The sequence below is a fragment of the Collinsella aerofaciens genome (genome assembly GCF_002736145.1).
GTDB lineage: Bacteria > Actinomycetota > Coriobacteriia > Coriobacteriales > Coriobacteriaceae > Collinsella > Collinsella aerofaciens_A.
Map to the genome: position 1 here is coordinate 486,393 of NZ_CP024160.1, position 20,589 is coordinate 506,981.

General features: G+C 54.9%; 16 protein-coding genes. 15 read left to right on the forward strand and 1 reads right to left on the reverse strand.

What is annotated here, in order from left to right:
* Positions 1–91 precede the first annotated feature (91 nt).
* The 5 genes from CSV91_RS02110 to CSV91_RS02125 all read left to right on the forward strand — a co-directional run bounded on the left by CSV91_RS02110 (position 92) and on the right by CSV91_RS02125 (position 6,639).
* Positions 92–541, forward strand: coding sequence for a hypothetical protein (locus tag CSV91_RS02110; protein WP_099431611.1), 450 nt, complete (start codon positions 92–94; stop codon positions 539–541).
* A 158-nt stretch (positions 542–699) separates the two neighbouring features.
* A complete protein-coding gene (locus tag CSV91_RS02115; protein WP_099431612.1) occupies positions 700–1,053 on the forward strand; it encodes a hypothetical protein in 354 nt (117 codons plus the stop codon).
* A gap of 377 nt (positions 1,054–1,430) precedes the next feature.
* Positions 1,431–1,622, forward strand: coding sequence for a hypothetical protein (locus CSV91_RS10005; protein WP_147579366.1), 192 nt, complete (start codon positions 1,431–1,433; stop codon positions 1,620–1,622).
* A 382-nt stretch (positions 1,623–2,004) separates the two neighbouring features.
* Positions 2,005–5,661, forward strand: coding sequence for a P-loop NTPase (locus CSV91_RS02120; RefSeq protein ID WP_099431613.1), 3,657 nt, complete (start codon positions 2,005–2,007; stop codon positions 5,659–5,661).
* A gap of 273 nt (positions 5,662–5,934) precedes the next feature.
* The gene (locus tag CSV91_RS02125) at positions 5,935–6,639 is read left to right on the forward strand and encodes a hypothetical protein (protein ID WP_099431614.1); all 705 of its coding nucleotides are present in this window, start codon (positions 5,935–5,937) and stop codon (positions 6,637–6,639) included.
* 276 nt (positions 6,640–6,915) lie between these two features.
* On the opposite strand, the gene CSV91_RS02130 is transcribed toward CSV91_RS02125, so the two are convergent.
* Complete coding sequence (locus CSV91_RS02130) at positions 6,916–7,701, reverse strand: hypothetical protein (protein ID WP_099431615.1); 786 nt, start codon at positions 7,699–7,701, stop codon at positions 6,916–6,918.
* Positions 7,702–8,175: 474 nt separating this feature from the next.
* Here CSV91_RS02130 and CSV91_RS02135 point away from each other — a divergent pair, with 474 nt between their 5' ends.
* The 10 genes from CSV91_RS02135 (at position 8,176) to pelF (ending at position 20,586) form a co-directional block, all read left to right on the forward strand.
* A complete protein-coding gene (locus CSV91_RS02135; protein WP_269148489.1) occupies positions 8,176–8,937 on the forward strand; it encodes a UDP-N-acetylglucosamine 2-epimerase in 762 nt (253 codons plus the stop codon).
* Positions 8,938–9,116: 179 nt separating this feature from the next.
* Positions 9,117–10,196 (forward strand): AbiH family protein, encoded by a 1,080-nt coding sequence (locus tag CSV91_RS02140; protein WP_099431616.1) that lies wholly within the window; start codon positions 9,117–9,119, stop codon positions 10,194–10,196.
* A 120-nt stretch (positions 10,197–10,316) separates the two neighbouring features.
* On the forward strand, positions 10,317–10,883 hold the full coding sequence (locus tag CSV91_RS02145) for a hypothetical protein (protein ID WP_147579367.1): 567 nt from the start codon (positions 10,317–10,319) through the stop codon (positions 10,881–10,883).
* Positions 10,884–10,889: 6 nt separating this feature from the next.
* Positions 10,890–11,648 carry a hypothetical protein gene (locus CSV91_RS02150; protein ID WP_099431618.1) on the forward strand — a complete coding sequence of 253 codons (759 nt, stop codon included), beginning with the start codon at positions 10,890–10,892 and terminating at the stop codon, positions 11,646–11,648.
* 245 nt (positions 11,649–11,893) lie between these two features.
* Positions 11,894–12,994 (forward strand): AAA family ATPase, encoded by a 1,101-nt coding sequence (locus CSV91_RS02155; protein WP_099431619.1) that lies wholly within the window; start codon positions 11,894–11,896, stop codon positions 12,992–12,994.
* A gap of 2 nt (positions 12,995–12,996) precedes the next feature.
* Entirely contained in the window at positions 12,997–13,815 is an 819-nt protein-coding gene (locus tag CSV91_RS02160) for a hypothetical protein (protein WP_099431620.1), read from the forward strand.
* A gap of 429 nt (positions 13,816–14,244) precedes the next feature.
* Positions 14,245–16,383, forward strand: coding sequence for a DUF4118 domain-containing protein (locus CSV91_RS02165; RefSeq protein WP_099431621.1), 2,139 nt, complete (start codon positions 14,245–14,247; stop codon positions 16,381–16,383).
* Complete coding sequence (locus CSV91_RS02170; RefSeq protein ID WP_099431622.1) at positions 16,380–17,285, forward strand: hypothetical protein; 906 nt, start codon at positions 16,380–16,382, stop codon at positions 17,283–17,285. Before CSV91_RS02165 ends, CSV91_RS02170 begins: the two co-directional genes overlap by 4 nt.
* A complete protein-coding gene (locus tag CSV91_RS02175) occupies positions 17,282–19,162 on the forward strand; it encodes a DUF2194 domain-containing protein (protein WP_099431623.1) in 1,881 nt (626 codons plus the stop codon). The genes CSV91_RS02170 and CSV91_RS02175 overlap by 4 nt, the downstream gene beginning before the upstream one ends.
* Positions 19,159–20,586, forward strand: a complete 1,428-nt coding sequence (gene pelF, locus CSV91_RS02180) for a GT4 family glycosyltransferase PelF (RefSeq protein ID WP_099431624.1) — start codon at positions 19,159–19,161, stop codon at positions 20,584–20,586. The genes CSV91_RS02175 and pelF overlap by 4 nt, the downstream gene beginning before the upstream one ends.
* Positions 20,587–20,589: the final 3 nt, after the last annotated feature.

A 20,589-nucleotide genomic window follows, 5' to 3' on the forward strand; every position in this document is an offset into this window, starting at 1 on the left:
CGGCCCGGCCGGGCGCGGGCTGTCCGTCGACGCCTCGCGGCTCGATGCGGCCGGTGCCGATGGCGGCGTCGCATGCACGGGCGGGTCGCTTATGTCCGCGCGATTTGTGACGCCAGTGGGCGGGGCCTTCGGCGCCGGCGGGGTGGTGGATGCCCCAGGGGCCATGGCGCCGCATGTGGTGATCGAGTCCGAGGGCGCCGCGGCGCCGGCGGGGGAGGCCGACGGGCGCGAGGTGCCCGGTGGCGCGGGCGAGCCGGCCGGTGGCGCCGGCCCAACCGTTGAGCGGCCCGGCGCCGGGTCCGCGACGGATCCCGTCCCTAGGCCCGCGACTGCGACGCCCAAGACGACCACGACAAGCAAGACGACAGTTACCAAGACCACGGCGTCCACGCCATCCAGGGCCAAGACTGCTAGCGCCGCCGCCACGCTCCCCAAGACCGCCGACAGCAACTGGATCGCCGCCTCCTTAGCGTTATTCCTGCTGGGAACAGCGCTTCTAGGTGCCACGCGCTGCTGCTGGGACACCCGTCCAAGTTACTGACGAAGTGGGGCTTGCTTTGGCAGTGTTAGCAATAAGGGCGGCTCCGCTAGTCTCGGGAGACCGCGGCATTCGGCTGGCTTGCTGAGTGCCGCGGGCAGTAGCGGACAGTAGCATCAAACCCTCAATTCAATCTCCCTCGTACGTAGGGAGGCCCCGCCATGCTGTCCACCGCCGAGCCCCTCACCAAGGCACTCGATACCCTCTTCAGGCGCAAGACGGTCAATGTGGCCGCGTTCGCCAACGGCGACGGACCCGTGAGCGAAATCTCGTTGGGCTACTTTTCCAGCGACCACGTCAAGAAGCACCCAGAGAAGTCGAATAACGGGTTTGCGGTCGAGCACGTCGTGCTTATGGCGAGGGCCCTTGCCGACGAGATCGCGGACTATCGCGCCGCCGCCGGCTGGCGCGGCCTGGACGAGGCGCCCTTCGAGGGCTACGCGTACGGCGTCGACGACTTCTACTCGGTCAGCTTCTTGCATCCGTGCCAGGACAAGGGGAGGGGCAGCCTGTAGAACGAGGTCGGCTCCATAGAGATCTCCTCGAGCCTTCCGTTGCCTCGCCGAACCCATGGAATCCCATTCGCGTCGACGAAAGCCGTTTCGGGCGCCGTGCGCACTCCCATTCCGTGCCCTCCCGTTGGGAGCCATATGTACCATGCTCCAGGAGGAAGCGTGCCGACGCAGACGCGGTCGGGAAAAGCGGGACCGTTGTCCTCTCCTTTGAAAGAAGGGCCGGCTCCGCTAATCCCGACGCAGGTGACGATTGCGTCGTAGACGGGGGACTCGCTTTCGTTTCGAAGCACGACGAACTGCCAGAAGAATCGGTTGTCATCGGGCTGATCGATTCGGTTTCGACCTTCTTCGTACCATGCCGATATGCGGGATGGCTGATGCCGCTTGATATCGTCCTCCCTGTTTCTTTTGGTCTGGTTGTTTTGACAGAATGCGGCAATCAAGGTCCCCAAGGTAGCGGCTCCGATGAATGCTTGGACAATCAGATTGGCGGTGTCTATATCGATGCCAAAAATCATTGGATGGTCACCGGCTTAGTATCGTGGGGCGAAAATTCTAACTCTGAATAATACGGCATGATTGATGGTTGGCGTTGACCGAATTCCCATTGACGGTAACAACCCACCGCACTCCTCGACCACCTCGATTGCCTTGCGATTCTGCTTCTCGAGCGCGGAGACGATAGCGAGGAAGCACCGCTCTTTCTGTCGGGGGCTATAATTAACCGTTCAAGCCAGATTCTGCCGTCTGTGGTAAAACAGCATGCTATTAAAGATTCTGGCCTTGATTAGAGTTTTTTATCCCAGTCATTGTCGCCGGATCTCCCTATGCGGCGGGGCTCGACTTCGAGGACGTCGTCGACTCGGCCCTCGAGCGTGCAAGACTTGCTGAGCTAGGTGGACTAGAGTAAGAAAAGAGAAATCAAAAGGCGAATTTACCGCGAGGAGCAAAATGTCCCATATAAATCAGATCCAAGAAGAGCTAAGGCAGATCGAAGGCGGGCGTTTTCAAACACTAGCAAATCAGTATCTATATAGGAGATATTCGCTTAACAACATCATTGAATTGGGATCCCAATGCGGCACGGATAAAACTACGACCGGAGTGCCAGATATGTACTCCGTAGGAGAGAATGGACGCTACATCTTCGCGGCATACACAACCTCTAAATCCGACATCCGCAATAAGCTGCTAAATGATGCTATAGACTGCCTCGACAGGAGCAAAACCGGCATCGATCCGCAACTCATAGATCGAATCATCCTGTGCCACACATACTTTCGCCTTTCACCTCTGGTACTCGAGGAAGTCCGCGCCATCGATCCACGGATAGAAATAATCGGGCCAGAGACAATTGCGAGCGACCTTGATAGAAAATTCCCTGCGCTAGCGCATACGGTTTTGGGCATTCCGCTCGGAAAGGGGTCATTCATCGCCCCAGACCGCTTCATCGAGCGAAGCCTGAACGGCCGTTTCACAACCGACCTGTCGAAGCCCCTCATGCACAGGGATTCCGAGTTTTCAGGCATCATCGAATCGATAGAGCAAAGTAGGGCAGTAGTGATTCAGGGGCAGTCTGGATCGGGGAAAACCAAGATCGCCCTCGACGCATGCCTCTCATTCAGCAATCGGCATCACTGGGATCTTCTGATCTTGGACTCTAGGTATTCGTCGCATCTCGACGATGATATTGAGCTGATTTTGTCGGAGTCGGAAAACATTATCCTTCTGGTCGATGATGCAAACGGCAACCTGTCACTTGAGCACTTGCTGGGAATCTGCTTGGAAAACAAAAAGCTAAAGATTGTCCTCACCTGCAGGAAGATGCACCGAAGCGAGTTGACCGCGAAAATCGGCAGCTATCTAAATTTCAAAGAAATAGAGCTGGAGCCTCTAACCGCGGAAAACATTGAAGCGATACTCGAGACCGAATACAACATAAAAAACCTAGCACTGAGGGAGAGAGTATCGGCAATCGCAAACGGAAACCTGCGCTTGGCTATCATGGCAGCAAGCCCCATAGCAGACGGCAATTTCGAAGCCATCCAAGAGCCATACGATCTTCTGAACATCTATATGAATTCCGCCTTAGCTGGGTACTCCAGCAGGGAGCAGCGTCTCGCAGAGGTCCTTGCAATCTACGATTGCTGCGATCTTATTGAAGGAGACCCTTGTTACGAGGAACTCTTGGGCCTGGAGTACGACGATGCCGAGATTCGGGATTTTGCATCCAGATTGAACGACCAGGAAATCGTCACGATCCTTACCTCCGCTGGTGGCGTGCTAGCCATAAGAATGGAAGAGCAGAATCTTCGTGACTTCTTGATATGCCGCCACTTCGCAAAAGAAGGGAACGGCAGTTTTGCGGATTTCATTCTGCATACCGCAGAAATGCCGAACGCGCCGTATCTCAAAGCCGCCAAGTCAATGGCTGAAGTGTGCGGAAGTGCGAGCGTGTACGACTACCTTCGAAGGGAATGCGGGAAAGCTTGGGATGAAATTAAGAATCGGGATGCGCGAATTGCCGATCAGTTCATAATCACATTCAATCAACTCCTTCCCATACAGGCGCTCGCCTTTGCCTCAAACCGCATCGAAAGCGCTGCTTGCGCTGACGTATCGGAAGATATTCTCGGCATGAATTCGACATCCGGCGGATCTATGCCCCTGCATATTTCCGTATCCCTGATGAGCTCGAGCGAGTATTCGCAAACAGCCTTAGAGTTGTTCGTGACGTGTGTAGAAAGAGGCACCGAGCGAGCGGCCGAGTACAACTGGGCATGCGGACCAGACGGTGCTTTCGCTTATGATCTCGATCGTACGGGATTCGATTTGGAAAACAGCAAACTCGATGCCCTCGCTCAAAAATATCAACAATCGCATTCCCGTAATGTTGCAGCATGTCTGATCGTCTTGACGAGTTCATACCTCTCTTCAAGGGTCCAGCGCGTTTGGCAAAATGGCATAACGTACACATACAACACCCTGACCTTCAGTTTCACATCAGAGTTGGCCGAGCTCCACGCCCATTGCTTCCGGGCGCTCTCCGTTCTAGTCGAAACCGAATTCAGCAGGCAAGTTAAATCCACCTTTCGGCAGCACTTCTCGTTCTATGGCAAAGAACCTGAAGCGGAGCACGCAGAAAACATGCATTCGGTGCTCTCGAGGATCGAAGAGCTATTCCCCAAATATATAAGCGAAGACTCGACAACCGATCTTTCATGCGGCTTAAGCATCAACCAGATTTACGAAACATGCGCGCAGAACTCCCCTCTGAGCCTCGATGGGTTCCGCCAGAGCACATTCGACGCGCTTGGCTTGGAGAACTCTTGGTCTCTCGAAGAGAAAGAACCTAGAATATCCGCGGAAGAGTTACCGCTAGAACGACTGACCGAAGCCCTGGGAAAGCTGGCCGAAGATTATGAGATTTCCGGTAAAGAGTGGGAGTCGGGCAGGGCTATCGGAAAAGTCCTTCTGGAAATTGCCAAAAGGACCCCAGATACCGCTTCAAGCATAATCGCACGCAATATCGCATCGTTGCCCTCGACGATCCCCGTTCCGTATGAAGCACTTGATTACCTTGCTGAAGCCATCGGCAGGAGGGTCCTTAGAAACGAGCTGGGCGCGGTGCTCGACGTGAGTGACCATCCGGCCCTGTTTGACTATCTTGATTTGCTAGCAATAAAGAGCGGGCCCGACAAGGAGGAGCTCGACGAGATCCTCGCAAGACTCGATGACGGCAGAACGCATCTCTGCTTGGAAGATTTGGAGATAGTCGAGCCAAAGCATCCTGGCTATATGCTCAAATATGCTTTTAGGTTTTCCGAACATACACACAATGATGAGGTTTGGCGGTTTTTCGGCAACTGCGGAGACGAAAAGCGCGTCTCCGCTCTAGATTCGTACTTCGGATCCAATCCCTCACCGGCTGTCAACCTGTATTTTCTCGCACTTGAAGGACGCCCTTCTTTCGACTATAACCTCGCTTTCCTACGCTGCCTTTTACGCCTTGACAGTTCAATGATTGACCGTTTTTTGGAATACGCTGCCAACCTCGACTACCGACAAAGGCACGATCTCCTGCGAAGAATCAGCTCGTTTTGGACCGTCCAGGACGATCACGCTTGGAATCTGCTGAAAGCAATGATCGATGAAGCGCTGAGCAAACCACTCGGCAGGTATGAAATAGCCTTTTTGTTTCCCGTTCATGATGCAAATGCGCTCTCGAGCGATATTTTTTGGGAGCGCCTGGAATATACCATCCGCGAAAGGATCGCCGACGCAAATAGTCTCGATAGAATAAGCTGGGCCTTGTCCGATTGCAATGACGAGGCGAGGGTTAGGGCTATCACCCTCATTCTGACGCTCGATAAAGACGGGATATCGATCAACCATTTGGATCTCCGTCGATCTTCAATGAGCGGGTCCCCTGAAAAAGGCTTTATTCCAGCAAAGCTCAAGGAGATTGAGGCGATTGACTCGATTGCTGCTCAGCTGCCCGCAGGTGTTGCATATTTAAAACACAGAGAATGGCTGTCAAAAGTGAAGTCATCAATTGAAGGAGACATCGAAGACGAAAAGTGGGGGCTATTCCACGACAGGCAGTAATCGACTTTGACACCTAGAATTAGGAAAAGTCTCAGGCGCTTCGGCCTAAACCATACCCCGTTTACCATTGGGATAGATATCGAAACTCAACCTGTCCGAGTTTCGCTTGTGTTTCGATTTTTGTCCCAGCGCTGTCCCACCAACGTTCCGCAGCATGTCGCAGTGAGCCGCCATGTTCGGATGACTGCGAACTAGGCAATATAGGTGAACTGGGTAGAAAGCGGCGGTACAAACGCATGCTAAAACTGGCAAATTATTATGAAAGGTAATCTTATGGCAAACACGGAGGAATCAACTAAGGCCGTTCTAACGCGCTTGCAAGACGACGCAAGGCCAACTATTTGCAGCGACTCTCTCGAACTTATTTCGAATGTCGCAGAGGTTGGTCTGGACGAAATTCTCCAAAACGAGTTCTTGAAGGACATTCCCGTCATCTCAAGCGCAGTGAGCATCTATAAAATCGGAAACAATATCCACAATGCGCACCTACTGAAGAAGTATGCGTGTTTCCTCGATGAGTTCAACCGCGACTCTTTTGAAAATGGCTCGAGGAAAAAGTACAAGCAATACTTTGAAGAGTCAAATAGGAAGCGCGATATTGAGTACCTGCTTATCCTGCTCGAAAGATACATTGAGGAGGACAAAGCGCGGCGACTAGCAAAGATTTATGAGGCCTATCTAGATAAAGAAATTAGCTGGGGCGATCTTCGTTTGTTCGCAGAGACGCTGGACAGATTTCTACCTGGAGACTACGAGATGCTTCGAGAAAAGGAAACTTTTCAGACGCTCAGAGGCAAAGATACAGAAGTTCTGCTTCGATTAACCGGACTTGGATTGCTGATTGAGGATATCCATCGGCAGCAGTGGGACGTAGTAGACGAGACGCTCACCTTCGACGATCCCGGCGATATCGAGAAAGAAGAAAGGGTTTATCGTAGGACCGAATTTGGAAACAGGATGGTATCTATACTTGGCTAGCTGCTGCAGGCAACAATTTGAGCGCGCTCTTGTCGTCTTGATAGAACTGCTCGCATGCCAGTGACAAAGCAATTAGCTTAATTGGTCGAATGGTTTATTAGCCCAATACGCGTGGCCTAAATCGGCTAATACACATGATGGCGAAATTCTAAGCCGCTTTTAAGCGAACATGACTTCCCTCATCTTCGGTTGATTATTTCGTCTTCGTTTTGTTAATTCGCATGGAAACAAGAGCTGCGGCTATCGTTGACAACGGGAGAGGCGGCGCGAATGGCGCTATTCGACGAGAGAGTAAATTGCCTTGCAGATTGTCACGCCGAAGTCGACCAGGAACCTTTTTTGTCCATCGGTTAGCCTTGCTCTCTCTTCCAGTGATTCCTTGCTCGAGTGCCTGAAACACTGGATCTTGTATCTGAAGCTCTTCACCGTATTGTCGTCGACGAGTCCAAGCGTCGCCTTCGAGTAGTCAGGTTGTATGAACTTCCCGTTCTCTTTCAGCAGGTTCTCGATCAGGTTCGCGATCTCCCTGAGCTTCTCGTTGTCCTCCATCTCCTCGAATCGCGAATTGCCTGCGGAGATGAGCTGGATCCTCTTGTTCAGATTATCGCCGATTGCCACCGAGGACGCCTTGCGCACGAAGGTCATGTCGGCAACCATCGCGCGGCGGGTCGCCCAGCGTACCGTGCCATCATCGTCGAGCCCAAGCGATATGGCTCTGTCCCTGATTGTCCCGTATGTAAAACTGGATGGTTCTTTCGGGGGCCTGCGCAGTACGTCGGGGAATGGATTGATGATATAGCCGTGTGCGTTCAGATAGTAGGCGACGACATAGAACCAGCACCTGTCCTCTTTCCTATTCGGCTCGTTTTCTGGTTGACACAGCTGCCGGAACTTCTCTATCGCTTCTATCTCGTCGTGGACTAGGAACTCGAATCCCTGTGTCTCATCCTTCCCGTAGAAGACGTTGTAAGTTCTGTTCACGCCTTCGATAAGTGAGAAAAAGTGATAGTAGCAGTCGTTCTCTGAAATGTTATCGAGATAGTACTCTCTCAGGTCGATCATCTGATTTCAGGTCTCCGTTCGTCTTTGGTGAAGTGGCTGTGCCCGCATTTGGCCCTGGCTGTCATTAGGCTCTGACCTGTTACCGACTTGGGCTGGCGGGCAGCTGCAGGTCGTCTTCCCGAACGGCGCGCGGTGATGCGGTTTCGCCGCGATGTCTCTCTGTGCGGCGCATTTCCTCAAACACTGTAGAAATGTTTTTGCGAGCTGCCGCACTTAACTAAGCTCGCATAGACACCGTAGTACATGGTATCGAGGTTGTTGCACGCGTTTTCAGTTGAGGGCACTGTTGGCGACAGGGCTGCTCAAGCTCCATTTGATGTCTCTTCGAAAGAGCGGTATCGCTCACGGGCGGCCGGCACAGCCGCTCTGGCATTGGAGTGCTAATTCGCTCCGGAACCACGTTCCGAACAAGGAGCCCAGCTAGGGCGTATGAGTACTGGAACCCATGGAGGCGGGCAACCGCTGCAAGGACGAGTGCCTGCCCGAGGAGACGAGCCGCCGCATCGTGGACGTCATCAGCGACGTGAACTCGCCTACAGCGATCACGCGCGGCGCTACCTGCTCGCGACGGGCTGCGTGACGGAGCGCACCTACGTGACGGGCTCGCCCATGGCGGAGGTGCTGCGCACGAACCTGGCGGCCATCGATGCGAGTGACGTGCTGGAGCGCGAGGGCCTGGAGCCGGGAGGCTACTTCCTGCTCTCCGCCCACCGCGAGGAAAACATTGACACTGAAGCGAACTTCACGTCCCTCTTCTGCGCGATAAACGCCCTCGCTGAGGAATACGGAAAGTCCATCCTCTACAGCTGCCACCCCCGCTCCCGCAAGCGCCTGGAGGCCTCGGGCTTCCAGGCGCATCCCCTGGTGCGCACCCACGAGCCCATGGGCTTCCACGACTACAACAAGCTGCAGTCCAGCGCTTACCGCGTCGTCTCTGACCCCGGTACCCTCCCCGAGGAGTCGAGCTTCTTCGCGAGCGTCGGCCGCCCGCTCCCGGCGGTCTGCATCCGCACGAGCAGCGAGCGCCCCGAGGCGCTTGACAAGGGATGCTTCGTGCTCGCGGGCATCGACGAGCGGGGCCTGCTCAACGCCGTGCGCACGGCGGTTGCGCTCACGGAGGATGGCCTCCACGGAATCCCCGTGCCGGACTACCAGGACGACGTGGCCCCCAAGGTCGTCCGTATCATCCAGTCCTACACCGGCATCGTTGACCGCATGGTGTGGAGGAAATACTAATGTCTCTTTTTACGACGGGTTCGCCGTTGGTCGCTGAATCGATGGGTATGCAGGCTCTATGGCAAGACTCACATGTTATGGTCAAGTGACTCAAAGATATTATATCGTCTAGTTTGACCGTTGAAGAAAAGACTCACTGCACGGCCTGTGCCTTCATGCTTGCGTAGAGGAGGTGTCTGATGTATCAGCTCATCGTAATCGGCAACGGGTTCGATCTTTCCTGCGACCTCAAATCGAGCTTCTCCGACTTTCACGACTACCGAGCGAAATCCGATTTGGTTGCCCATCCGGAGAACACCACTATCTGGGATCTCATTCTCAAGCAGGAGAAGGGGCATAATTGGCGCTGGTGCGACGTCGAACACCAGATTAGGCGGTGGCTGTACAAAAGCGGGCAGAAGGATCCCCAGATGCTCCGGCTCCCGGAATGTGTCCTCGATCCTTCGGTCAAGCCCTCGCAGACCGCGCGCACCAATGCCGTCTATTCCTATGTGCTGAGCAATTGGCTGAGGGACCGAAAGCTGGACGGCAGCGTGCTCGCCGCGCTGTCCCTTGCCGACCTGAACCGCTACGAGTCGTATTTCGCCACCTACCTCAACGACCTTGTGCAGCGGACGCCCGGCTACCTCGACTCCGCCGCGACCCGGATGGAGCGCATCTGCAGAGACCTGGTTGACGAAGATGGCGTGCCCCCCTCGACCTCCGTCCTCAGCTTCAACTACACCGAGCCCCTGTCGAGCAACGTTCGCCTTTCCGACGCCCTCGGCATCGACTGCTTCTGCAACATACACGGTAGGGCGAGCGACTACGAGCACGGCATCGTCTTCGGCATAGACGCGAAGGGGATCAGGCCCACCAGCGTGGCCATACCGTTCACCAAGACCTACAGGCTGCTCGCGCAGGACCCCGTCGACTTCCAGAGGGTCGTTCGGCCGAAGTCGTCAAACGGCGCTTCGATGGGCTTCATCAAGTTCTTCGGCCACTCCCTTTCCGAGGCCGACTACTCCTACTTTCAGTCGATCTTCGATGCCGTGGACCTCTACGGTGGCGATACGAGGCTCGTCTTCTACTATAGGCCTCATGGCAAGAAGGGTGAGACCGAGAAGGTTATGGTCGAAAAGGCTCGCAGGGAAGTTCATAAAAACGTGACGAAGCTCTTGGCTGCCTACGGCGAGTCTTTCGACAACAAAGACCACGGGAAGAACCTCATGCACAAGCTCCTCCTCGAGGGCCGCCTCATGGTTCGCAGACTTCCATAGGGCTTCGGCGACGCATGGCTGGTCGTCGGCGCGTTTGCACCAACATTCCCGGCGTGATCTTGAGTCTAGATTCAACATGGCTAAGGAGGGGCTTGATTGATCCTCAGTGGAGTCCAATGGGTGGTTGCAACTCTCATCGGACAAATGGATAACCGTGAATATGCATCAATTATATTGATGGGTCTTATAGCGATTTATCTTCTGACTAAGGGTAAGTTGTTAAGCGTTATTAAATCGTTTGCTGATGTTGTCAAGTGTGCGCTAAGCCCCAAAATTCTGATTCCTGCGCTCATTCTTGTAACGTACTCTGCGCTTTTGATATACGGAGCGTTTGAATTCGGGTTTTGGAATACGGGTATCTTGCTGGACACGATTCTTGAGGTTGTATTTGTTGGGTTTCCCTCTATGTTAATTGCATCTAAGGCAACATCGGTCACTTCAATTAAAAACGAATTGATTGTGCCTGAGGTCCGCTTTGGTGCACTAGCGTCTTTCTATATCAATCTGGTCTGCTTCCCTATTCCGTTTGAAGTTGCTCTTCAAGTAGTCCTTTTGTTTCTGGGTATTGGCCATGCCCAATTTTCATCCAGACGTGATGTATCCAATCTATGCTTGTTTGAAAACATGAGGGTTGTTTTGTGCATCATTGTTTGTGTTGCAACAACGTTGCTGCTTTCAAATGCTTAGTTTTCTATGGACTGGGGCGTTGAATTAAGCTCGCTATTTCTTTCAATCTGGTACCCAATATTCATCGCGCCCTATGTTCTCGCGCTTGCCTATTATGCTTCGCTTGAATCGATGTACATGCGTATAAACGTTGTGGGAGAGAACCTGCCTACAAAGGAGTTTATTAATATTGCAATAGCGTTGTTTCCAAACTTTCGATACATCAGACATTTCAACGGATGGAATGCTCATGAGTATCTTGAATGTTGTAAACCGCCTGAAAAAGCTTCCTGCTTGGCTGCTTTTAAGTATGAGGTCGACGCGGCCGCCGCCAACGCTGACGCTAAAGTTAAACGGTTTGAATCGGGTAAAGGGAGGAGCGGGTTCGATGAAGATGGGATATGGTTTGACTGGACATATCTGGAAGAGATGAAGTCCTTTCTTTGGACAATTGCAAGTTTGGAGAATCAGCGCTGGATGGAATCCGGTGCCTATTCGTCCTTGGACGAGGCGTTTAACCGGTTCCTGCCTAACGGTTGCAACGGATCGTTGTTGCTTTCTCGCGGAAAGGATGCATACGTCTGTTGGGCAATCAATCCATCAGGTTTTGTGTTTGCTGTCGGTTCCAGAGATGGTGCTTTTCCTTCTATGAAATACGAGGGCGATCGCTGCCCAATTACTGACGGTGCGGATATGCTCTCTGAGTTTGTTGATGACAACGGGGATGCTGATTCGCAACTTAAAAATTGGCACTTCAGCTTTTATAACGGTAAATCTTATTTGTGATTACGCTTGAGACTGGATGATTTAACGATGCTTTGTTAGTGTCGCGCAGGTAGAAGCATTGTCGCTTTCCGGCGTGGTCGGCATGTCTGGAATTTGCCGCATACTTCTGTTTTGAGCGGCTCTCGCGGTACGTTTTCATGGTTCGGATGGGCTTTGGCTACATGACTTTTCCAGTAGTTACGTAATTGATGCCGGTCTCCTATCTCTTGCCGTAATATAATTACGGCAAGAGATAGGAGACTCTCATGCTTAAGCGTTTTACTGTTAATGGCTATAGGAATTTTTCGGCTCCGGTTACATTTAATTTTGCAGCTTCTCGTGATTACCAGTTTGTAGAAAATAACGTAAAAAACGGAATCGTGAAAACCGCACTTTTGATCGGCAGAAATGCGTCTGGTAAATCGAATTTCGGTTCAGCTTTATTCGACATTACGCTCGGCTTTCTAAAGGCATTCGATTATCCTGACCAGGATGATCGTCTGTTTTTGAATGCTGATTGCGGGCGAGGTACGGCACAGTTCACCTATGTCTTTGAAATTGACGGTCGCGAAATCAATTACTGCTATGAGAAGACTTCTCCGACTACTTGGCTTCACGAGACCCTATTGATTGATGGGGAACGAATTTTCGATTTCAATAATGCACGCGGCGTTTTCGAGGATAACCACCTCGAACGAATCGGTGCAGCTGGAATCAATTTTGAATTCTCTGACACTTCGTTGAGCCTTCTTTCTTATATAACGAGCAGTCTTCCAACTAATGTTTTAGGCGTCTTGGCGGAGTTGCGACGATTTGTCTCGCGCATGAGGCTGATTCGCATGGACGGTTTTCGATTAAAAGGGTTTGAAACAAGAAGGGTAATCGACAAAATCATACGCGAGAACAAAGTCCCGGAATTCGAGTCATTTATTCGCAATTTCGGAGTCGATGAGTCTTTGATCGTTATTAAAGAGTCCGACGGCTCGCCTGTTCTGTATTTCAATCATCCCATGCGATGCATCCCGTTTGTCGAGGCATGTTCTAGTGGTACAAGAACCCTGGTTAAGTTGTTCTCTGAGCTTGAGCTTAACGAGTCGGCCAGTTTTTTGTTCATAGATGAGTTTGACGCTTTTTGTCACTTTGAGATGGCAGAGAGCCTTTTGAAGCTCTTTGCTTCCAAGGCATCGTGTCAGATACTGTGCTCGACCCACAATACCTCGCTTGTTAAGAATGGCGTAATGAGGCCTGACTGCGTTTATCAAATCTCTGCAAAAGAGGGTATTCGAACCTTGGCTGATTCCACCGATCGTGAATTGAGGCTTGGCAACAACATCGAGAAGCTCCTTCGAGCCGGAGAGTTTGACTAGTCATGAACAATGCGTCCGTAAAGAACGTCCTGCTCATTGTCGAAGGTGCTAAACGCGAGCCTCAGCTGATGGAGCGCATGTTTGAATGTTTTAGCCTCGCAGATGATCATCAAATTGTTCCTGTCGAGATTAATGTTCACGACTTTCTTGATAAGCTCTTTCAAGAATACGGTTGCGATTTCGAGTCTATTGATCTTAAATCCTTTGTCGCTGAGCTTTTTTCGGATAAAGATGATGCGGCTCAGTTTCTCGAATCCAGTTTTACAGACACCTTGCTCATATTTGACTTAGATCCTCAGGACAATCGGCTCGATTTTAAGCGGCTTGAGCAAATGCAGGACTATTACTGCGATAGCACTGATATGGGTCAGCTATATCTAAGCTATCCATCGGTTGAAGCATATCGTGATTTTGATCCCTTGAAGTATTTCTCTCTGGATGATGCCCTTGTTCCTTCAGATGTGATTTTTGGCCAGCGATCTTACAAGGACTGGGTTGCCAGGAGGGGAGATTCGCTTGCGGATATTGGGCGTATTGATGGTTTTACATTTGCCTGCATTATTGCCGTCCATGCCTTGAGGTCGCTTTGGTTAACTAATGAGCAGATGATGCCAATTGCAAACGAGTCTCTGGCTGACTTAGCTGCGACCGTAGCAGGCATCAATCATTCTGAACTTCTGCTCAATGAGATTGAACGTCTGAACAATGATTCATTTTGTGCATGCTGCACCTGCCTTTTCTTTATTGCGAATTGGCCTAAGCGACTTAACGACGTTATGAACAAGGCGATTAAGAGGGGTTTGGGTATTCGTTTGTTCTAAAGAGTCCCCTTCGCCATTTATCTCCGGAAGTGCGGGAAAAATCGAAAACTACCGAGCACACCTCGAATTTTGCCAACAAAACCGCAGGTCGCGGATGCCCAAAACCGAGGTCTGGTCGACAGATCTCGGTTTTCCCCGCACTTCTGGAATTGCCCACCGGAAGTATGCGGCAAATTCTGGAACTCCTGAGCACAACGGGCTTTTCGCATAAAAGAACCGCTGGTAGGAGCGTTGCAGTGTTCCGGTGCGCTTGGCACGCCAAGATTTTGCCGCATACTTCCGAATCAAGCGTTCTTTTAGCCCCCTTTCACCCCCTCATCCTCTGAAGATGTTCTTAAAACAGCCTTAAAGGCGTTCCAGCTCGCGTTGACAGCGTAAAATACGCATGTTTGACTATGACAGAAGTGGATTTTAGGGGAGGAGTACGCCATGGAGGTGCTGGTTGTTGGCAACACCGCATATGTTGACGATGACTTTTGCGCCAAGGCATTCCCTGGGGACCACGTTAAGGTTGTAGCCGCGCAGGAAGCGCGCCGCGACGAGTCGTCGCCCCATGCCTCGTGGAAAGAGCTGCTTCAGCACTTGGAGCAGGCCTACGAGTTCGACCGCGTGGTCTACCTGTCTAATTACCTTACCCCGCATACCGATACCGTGGGCGATTTCGAGCTGCTTCGCTCGGTCTTTCGTACGTGCGCGGGTCGCCGGGTCCAACTGCTGTATGTAGCGGGGCCCGCGGGTGCCGAGGGTGCCGCCGATGCCGCGGGGCGAACGGGCAAGGGCATTATCGCGCACGCAGCCAACGACCTGTGCCGCTACTACGCTGCTCGCGAGGGCGTTCAGACCAAGATCCTGCGCGTGCCGTTCCTGTATACCGCGTCTGCCGCGCTGGAGGACCCGTTTTTGGTGCCGATGTTCGACGCGTGCTCAACCGGATCGGCCGCTCTGCAGGGCGCGCAGGATGCGGCGTTTCCTCTGCTGTGTGCCGAGGAGCTTTCGGTGCTGGTACGCCGTATCTTCGACAGCTGGGATGGCAACTTTGAGACGCTCGACGTTGCCGATACCTTCCATCACACGGTGGGTGAGGTGGGCGAGGCCCTTCAGTCGCTGTTCCCAGGGGTCTCAGTTGCCTATGGCGATTCTGCCGGCTACGCCCTGCCTGCCAGCGACGTCGCTCGCGTGCGCTATGGCTGGTTTCAGCGTTACGACTTGCTGCGCGACCTCTCGACCATTCAGGCTCGCTGGGATGCTGGTCGCGCAAAGAAGGTCAACCCCTTGCGCGCGGCCATCGACCGCATTCAAATGCGCACGCTGCCTGTCAAATGCCTGGAGACGGCAGCCGCCTGGGTGCTCTTTGAAGTGCTGGAGCGCTTGTTCTCCCAATCGACCCAGCTCAACGTGCTCGATTATCGCCTGTTCTACGTGGTGCTCATCGGCACGCTGTATGGCTTGGACTTTGGCCTGGTTGCGGCGCTGCTGGCGTCGGTGGGTTTGGCCGCGAGCTACTTTACTCAGTACGGCTATACCTTCCAGGGCCTTTTCTACGAGCCGTCCAACTGGCTGCCGTTTATTGCGTACTTTGTTGTGGGTGCCGTGTGCGGCTATGTGCAGCTGCGCAACAGCGAAGCCATTAGGGCGGAGCGCGATCAAAACGAGCTCGTGCGCAACCGCAATACGTTTCTTACGCAGCTCTACCACGACGCGATCGAGGACAAGCGTGCGTACAGGCGCCAGATCGTGGGTCGCCACGACAGCTTTGGCAAGATCTTTGCCGTGACGCAGGAGCTTGACGTGTTCAACCCACGCGACATCTATCGCAAGTGCTGCGAGCTTCTGGGCGAGATCCTCGAGAACGATTCGGTGACGATCTACCATGTTTCGGGCGGAGCATTTGCACGCCTGGTGGCAGCAAGTCCCGCGATTGCCGAAGATGCCGCACGCTCGCTTACGCTTGAGCAGCTTGCACCTCTTTTGGGCGACGGGGGTCGTTCGAGCCTGTGGGTGAACCGCGAACTGATGCCGGGGCTTCCCATGTTTGGATACACGATCGAGCGTGACGGGGCGCCCGCCGTGTTGATCTTTGTGCGTCGTGCGGCCGAGAACCAAATGACCCTCTATTATCAAAATCTGTTCCGCATCTTGTGCGGCCTGGTCGAAAGCGCGCTGGGCCGTGCCTTTGACTATGAAGCGGTGGCACAGGATAAGCGTTGCGTTGACGGCACTTGCGTGCTCAAGCAGGCTGCCTTTGGCCAAGAGCTCGCGGCCGAGCAGGCGCTGGCAGATGGCAAGATGGGCAGCTTTTTGCTCCTGCGCGTGGTACCGGGCATGGAGCCTGTCGGCGAGCTGGTGGGCGCAATTGGGTCGGCAATCCGCGAGAGCGACGCGGCGGGCTTGGTCGATGGCGACGTGCTCTACCTGCTTATGCGCCAGGCAAAGGCATGCGATCTGCCCATTATCCGTGAGCGCCTGAGCGCAAAGCAGATTGCGGTGGAGCCCGTCGACGGCGAGGAAATCGTGGCGTTGCTGCAGCATATTGCTGACACCGGTGACGGTGAGGGAGGTGTCGCTTGATCTCGCTTGTCCTTGCTGCCGTCTTGCTGCTGATTCATGCGCTGGTTTGCCTGGTGCTGTGGACGCTTATGAAGTTGGGCCTGCTGCCGGTGCGCGGGCACATGCTGGCTGTGATAGTGCTGGTGCCGCTGTGGGGCCCGTTGCTGGTGGTTCTGCTATCGGTCCGCGGCGCGGTGTTTGGCGAGGGGCTGAAAGAGTCTGCGCTGGAGTCGCTGCGCTTCAACGACGACCTGCATCGCAGCATCTTGGTGCACGAACGTGATGCCGATGCGGGCGTAGTGCCGCTCGAGGAGGCGCTCATCGTCAACGACCCGGCAGAACGGCGCCGCCTAATGCTCTCCTTGCTCACCGAGGAGCCCGACGCGTACCTGGCGCAGCTGCAGGCGGCTAAGCTTAACGACGACGTTGAGGTGGCTCACTATGCCGCGACGGCGGTGGCGCAGATATCCAAGGAGTCCGACCTTAAACTGCAGCAGCTGGAGCGTGCCTTTAAGACGGACCCGAGCGCGCAAAACCTCAATGAATACTGCGATTTTCTTGGTGAATACTTGGGCTCGGGCTTGGCCGAGGGGCGCGTGGCTCAGATTCAGCGCCAACAGTACGCGCGCTTGCTTGCGCGTCGCTGCGAGCGCGAGGACACCCTTGAGCTTCGCATTCGATACGCGACGGCGCTGGCCGATGTCGGACAGATCGACGAGGCGCAGGCCGTGACCGACCAGCTGGTGCTCGACGTGCCCGAGGAGCAGGAGGTTTGGATGCTTTGCCTGCGCCTGGCGGTGATGCGCCGCGACGGTGACGAGGTCCACCGCGTGATCGATGCGATTGACAAACAGCATGTATACTTGAGCGCCGCCAACCGCGAGGAACTGGCGTTTTGGCGCAACGGAGAGGAGGCCCGATGAGCGTGGTACAGCATATCCGCGACCGTGCGGGCCATTTTCGCTGGATGGGGCTGCTTGTGGTGTGGGCGGTCTTTATTGCCATGGCGGCCGTGCTGCTGGTGGAGCGCGCCGGCGTACAGTACAGTGCGGGCCAGCATAAGCTGGGGATGCTTGCCGCCAACGATGCGGTGCCGGCTTCCTCGGCAATATTTGGCCAAAAGCCCACGTGCCTGGTCATTACCGATTCCGATCAGGCTGGCGTCGAGGACGTAAAGGAGCAGTTCGACCAGATTCTGCTCGACATGAAGATCGCGCACCGCGACGTGGACCTTGCCCTGGACGGCGCGGATGCCATCCCCTCGCTGACCTCCTTCGATCGCGTGATTTTGCTCATGCCGTCGCTCGATGGGCTCGGTACGCACCTGAGCGACATTATGAGTTGGGTGAGTGCCGGTGGTTCGCTTATGCTCGCCATGCCGCCGGATAACTCGAGCTATCTGCAAGTGATTGCCTCCAAGCTTGGCATTGAATCGGCCGGATATGACTATGTAAAAGCCGAAAGCATTGTGCCGAGTGAGGACTTTATGCTGGGCGGGGGAGAGCGCTACGAGCTCTCGGACCCCTTTGATTCGTCGCTTTCGGTTTCGCTGCGCGAGACGGCGCGTGAGTGGGCTAAGACCGGCGATGCGGGCGCCCCGCTCATTTGGTCGAATGACTGCGGTAGCGGTCGCACCGTGGTGTGCAATATCGGTATCTATGACAAGGTCATGCGCGGTTTTTATGCCGCGGCGATCAGCCTGCTGGGCGATGCCACGGCCTACCCCGTCATCAACAGCGCCGTCTTCTATCTGGACGACTTTCCCAGTCCCGTGCCCTCGGGCGACGGCACCTACATCAAGCGCGACTACGGGCTTTCCATCGCCGACTTTTATGCCAAGGTCTGGTGGCCCGATCTGCAAAAGCTCGCGCAAAAATATGGCGTTCGCTTTACTGGCGTGATGATCGAAAATTACGAGGACGCGGTCAACCAGACCGAGCCCGCGCGCCAGGCCGATACCACGCAGTTCCGCTACTTTGGCGGCATGCTGCTGCAGATGGGCGGAGAGCTGGGCTTTCACGGCTACAACCATCAGCCGCTGGCGCTCTGGGACACCGACTATGGCACGCTGTACGACTACAAGACGTGGAAGAACAAGGAGACGCTCGTCGCATCGCTCAACGAGCTTATCGCCTTTCAGGACGAGGTGCTGCCCAACGCGCACGGCTCGGTCTACGTTCCGCCGTCGAATATCCTTTCGGCCCGCGCGCGCAAGCTCATCGGCACCGACGTTCCGCGCATTAAGACCATCGCCAGTACGTATTTTGAGGATGGCACCGACCTGCCGTACGTGCAGGAGTTTGGCGTGGCGAGCGATGGCATTGTGGAGCAGCCGCGTATTGTCTCGGGCGGCATGGTCGACGATTCCTACATGCGCCTGGCAGCCGTGTCCGAGCTCAACATGCACTACGTGAGCACGCATTTTATGCACCCGGACGACTTGCTCGATCCCGATCGTGGTGCCAAGGAGGGCTGGGAGGTCTACAAGGGCGGCCTGGTCGACTACCTGGAGTGGCTTACCAAATCCGCGCCCGACCTGCGGCACCAGACGGCGTCGGAGTGCTCCGGTGCCATCCAGCGCTTTTCGTCCGTGACGGTGAGCGTGGATACCAGCGCGGATGCCTGGACGCTCAGCCTGGGCAATTTCCACGACGAGGCGTGGCTCATGTTCCGCGCCAATAATGGCGAGCCGGGTGCGGTGACGGGTGGCGAACTGACGCACCTTACGGGCAATCTGTATCTGCTCAAGGCAAATGATAAGACCGTGACGATCGAGCGCAAGGAGGGTGGCGATAAATGAGAATCTGCTTGGTACTCGAGGGTTGCTACCCCTATGTGCACGGCGGCGTATCTACCTGGATGCATGGCTACATTACGGCCATGCCCGAGCACGAGTTTGTGCTGTGGGTGATCGGCGCGCATGCTGCCGACCGTGGCAAGTTTGTCTACGAGCTGCCCGGCAACGTGGTCGAGGTGCACGAGGTGTTCCTGGACGATGCCCTGCGGCTTTCGGGTGAGCAACATGAAGCCAGTTTTAACGACCGTGAGCGCGAGGCGTTACGCCGTCTGGTGTCGCTCTCCAATCCGGACTGGGACGTGTTATTCGATATCTTCTACCGCCGTCGCGTGCATCTGCTCTCGTTTTTGCAGAGCCGCACGTTTATGGATATCTTTCGCGACGTGTGCCTGGCCGAGTATCCCTACACGCCCTTTGCCGATGCATTCCACACCATGCGCTCCATGTTGCTGCCCGTGCTCTACCTGTTGGGCAGCGAGGTGCCGGTGGCCGATGTGTACCATGCCATCTCGACCGGCTACGGTGGTCTGCTCGCCTGCCTGGGCTCAAGCGTTCACCATGCGCCGGTGCTGTTGACCGAGCATGGCATCTACACCCGCGAGCGCGAGGAAGAGATCATTCGCGCCGATTGGGTGGTGCCGTCGTTCAAGGACCGCTGGATCCGCTTTTTCTACCTGCTTTCGGAGGAGATCTACCGCCGCGCCTTCCGCGTGACGAGTTTGTTCCATAACGCCCGCAAGACGCAGGTCTATATGGGCTGCGATGCGGACAAATGCCTGGTTATCCCCAACGGCATCCAGTTCGACCGCTTTAAGGATATTCCCTTAAAGCCCGATGACGGCTGGGTGGACATTGGCGCGGTGGTGCGCTTGGCGCCCATCAAGGACGTCAAGACAATGATTTATGCCTTCTTTGAGCTGCACGAGCGCCTGCCCAAGGTGCGCCTGCACATTATGGGCGGCGTGGACGACGAGGAGTACGGCGCCGAGTGCCACGCGCTGGTCGATACCCTAGGCGTGCGCGACCTGATCTTTACCGGCCGCGTCAACGTGGTCGAGTACATGGAAAAGCTCGACTTTACCATTTTGACGAGCATCTCCGAGGGCCAGCCGCTCAGCGTGCTGGAGTCGCTTGCAGCGCGCCGTCCCTGCGTGACGACCGAGGTGGGCTGCTGCCGCGAGTTGCTCGAAGGCGCCCCGGGCGACGACTTTGGCGTGGCGGGTTTTGTGACGCCGCCCATGTATCGCAAGGGCTTGGCCGATGCCATGGAGCGCATGTGCGTGAGCCGCGCCCGTCGCATTGAGATGGGGGAGCGCGGGCAGCGTCGCGTTGCCACGTACTTTTTGCACGAGCAGATGCTCGCCAACTATCGCGCGCTGTACGACGAGACGGCGCGTGCGTTTGACCTGCCCAGAGAGGGGGAGTAGCCG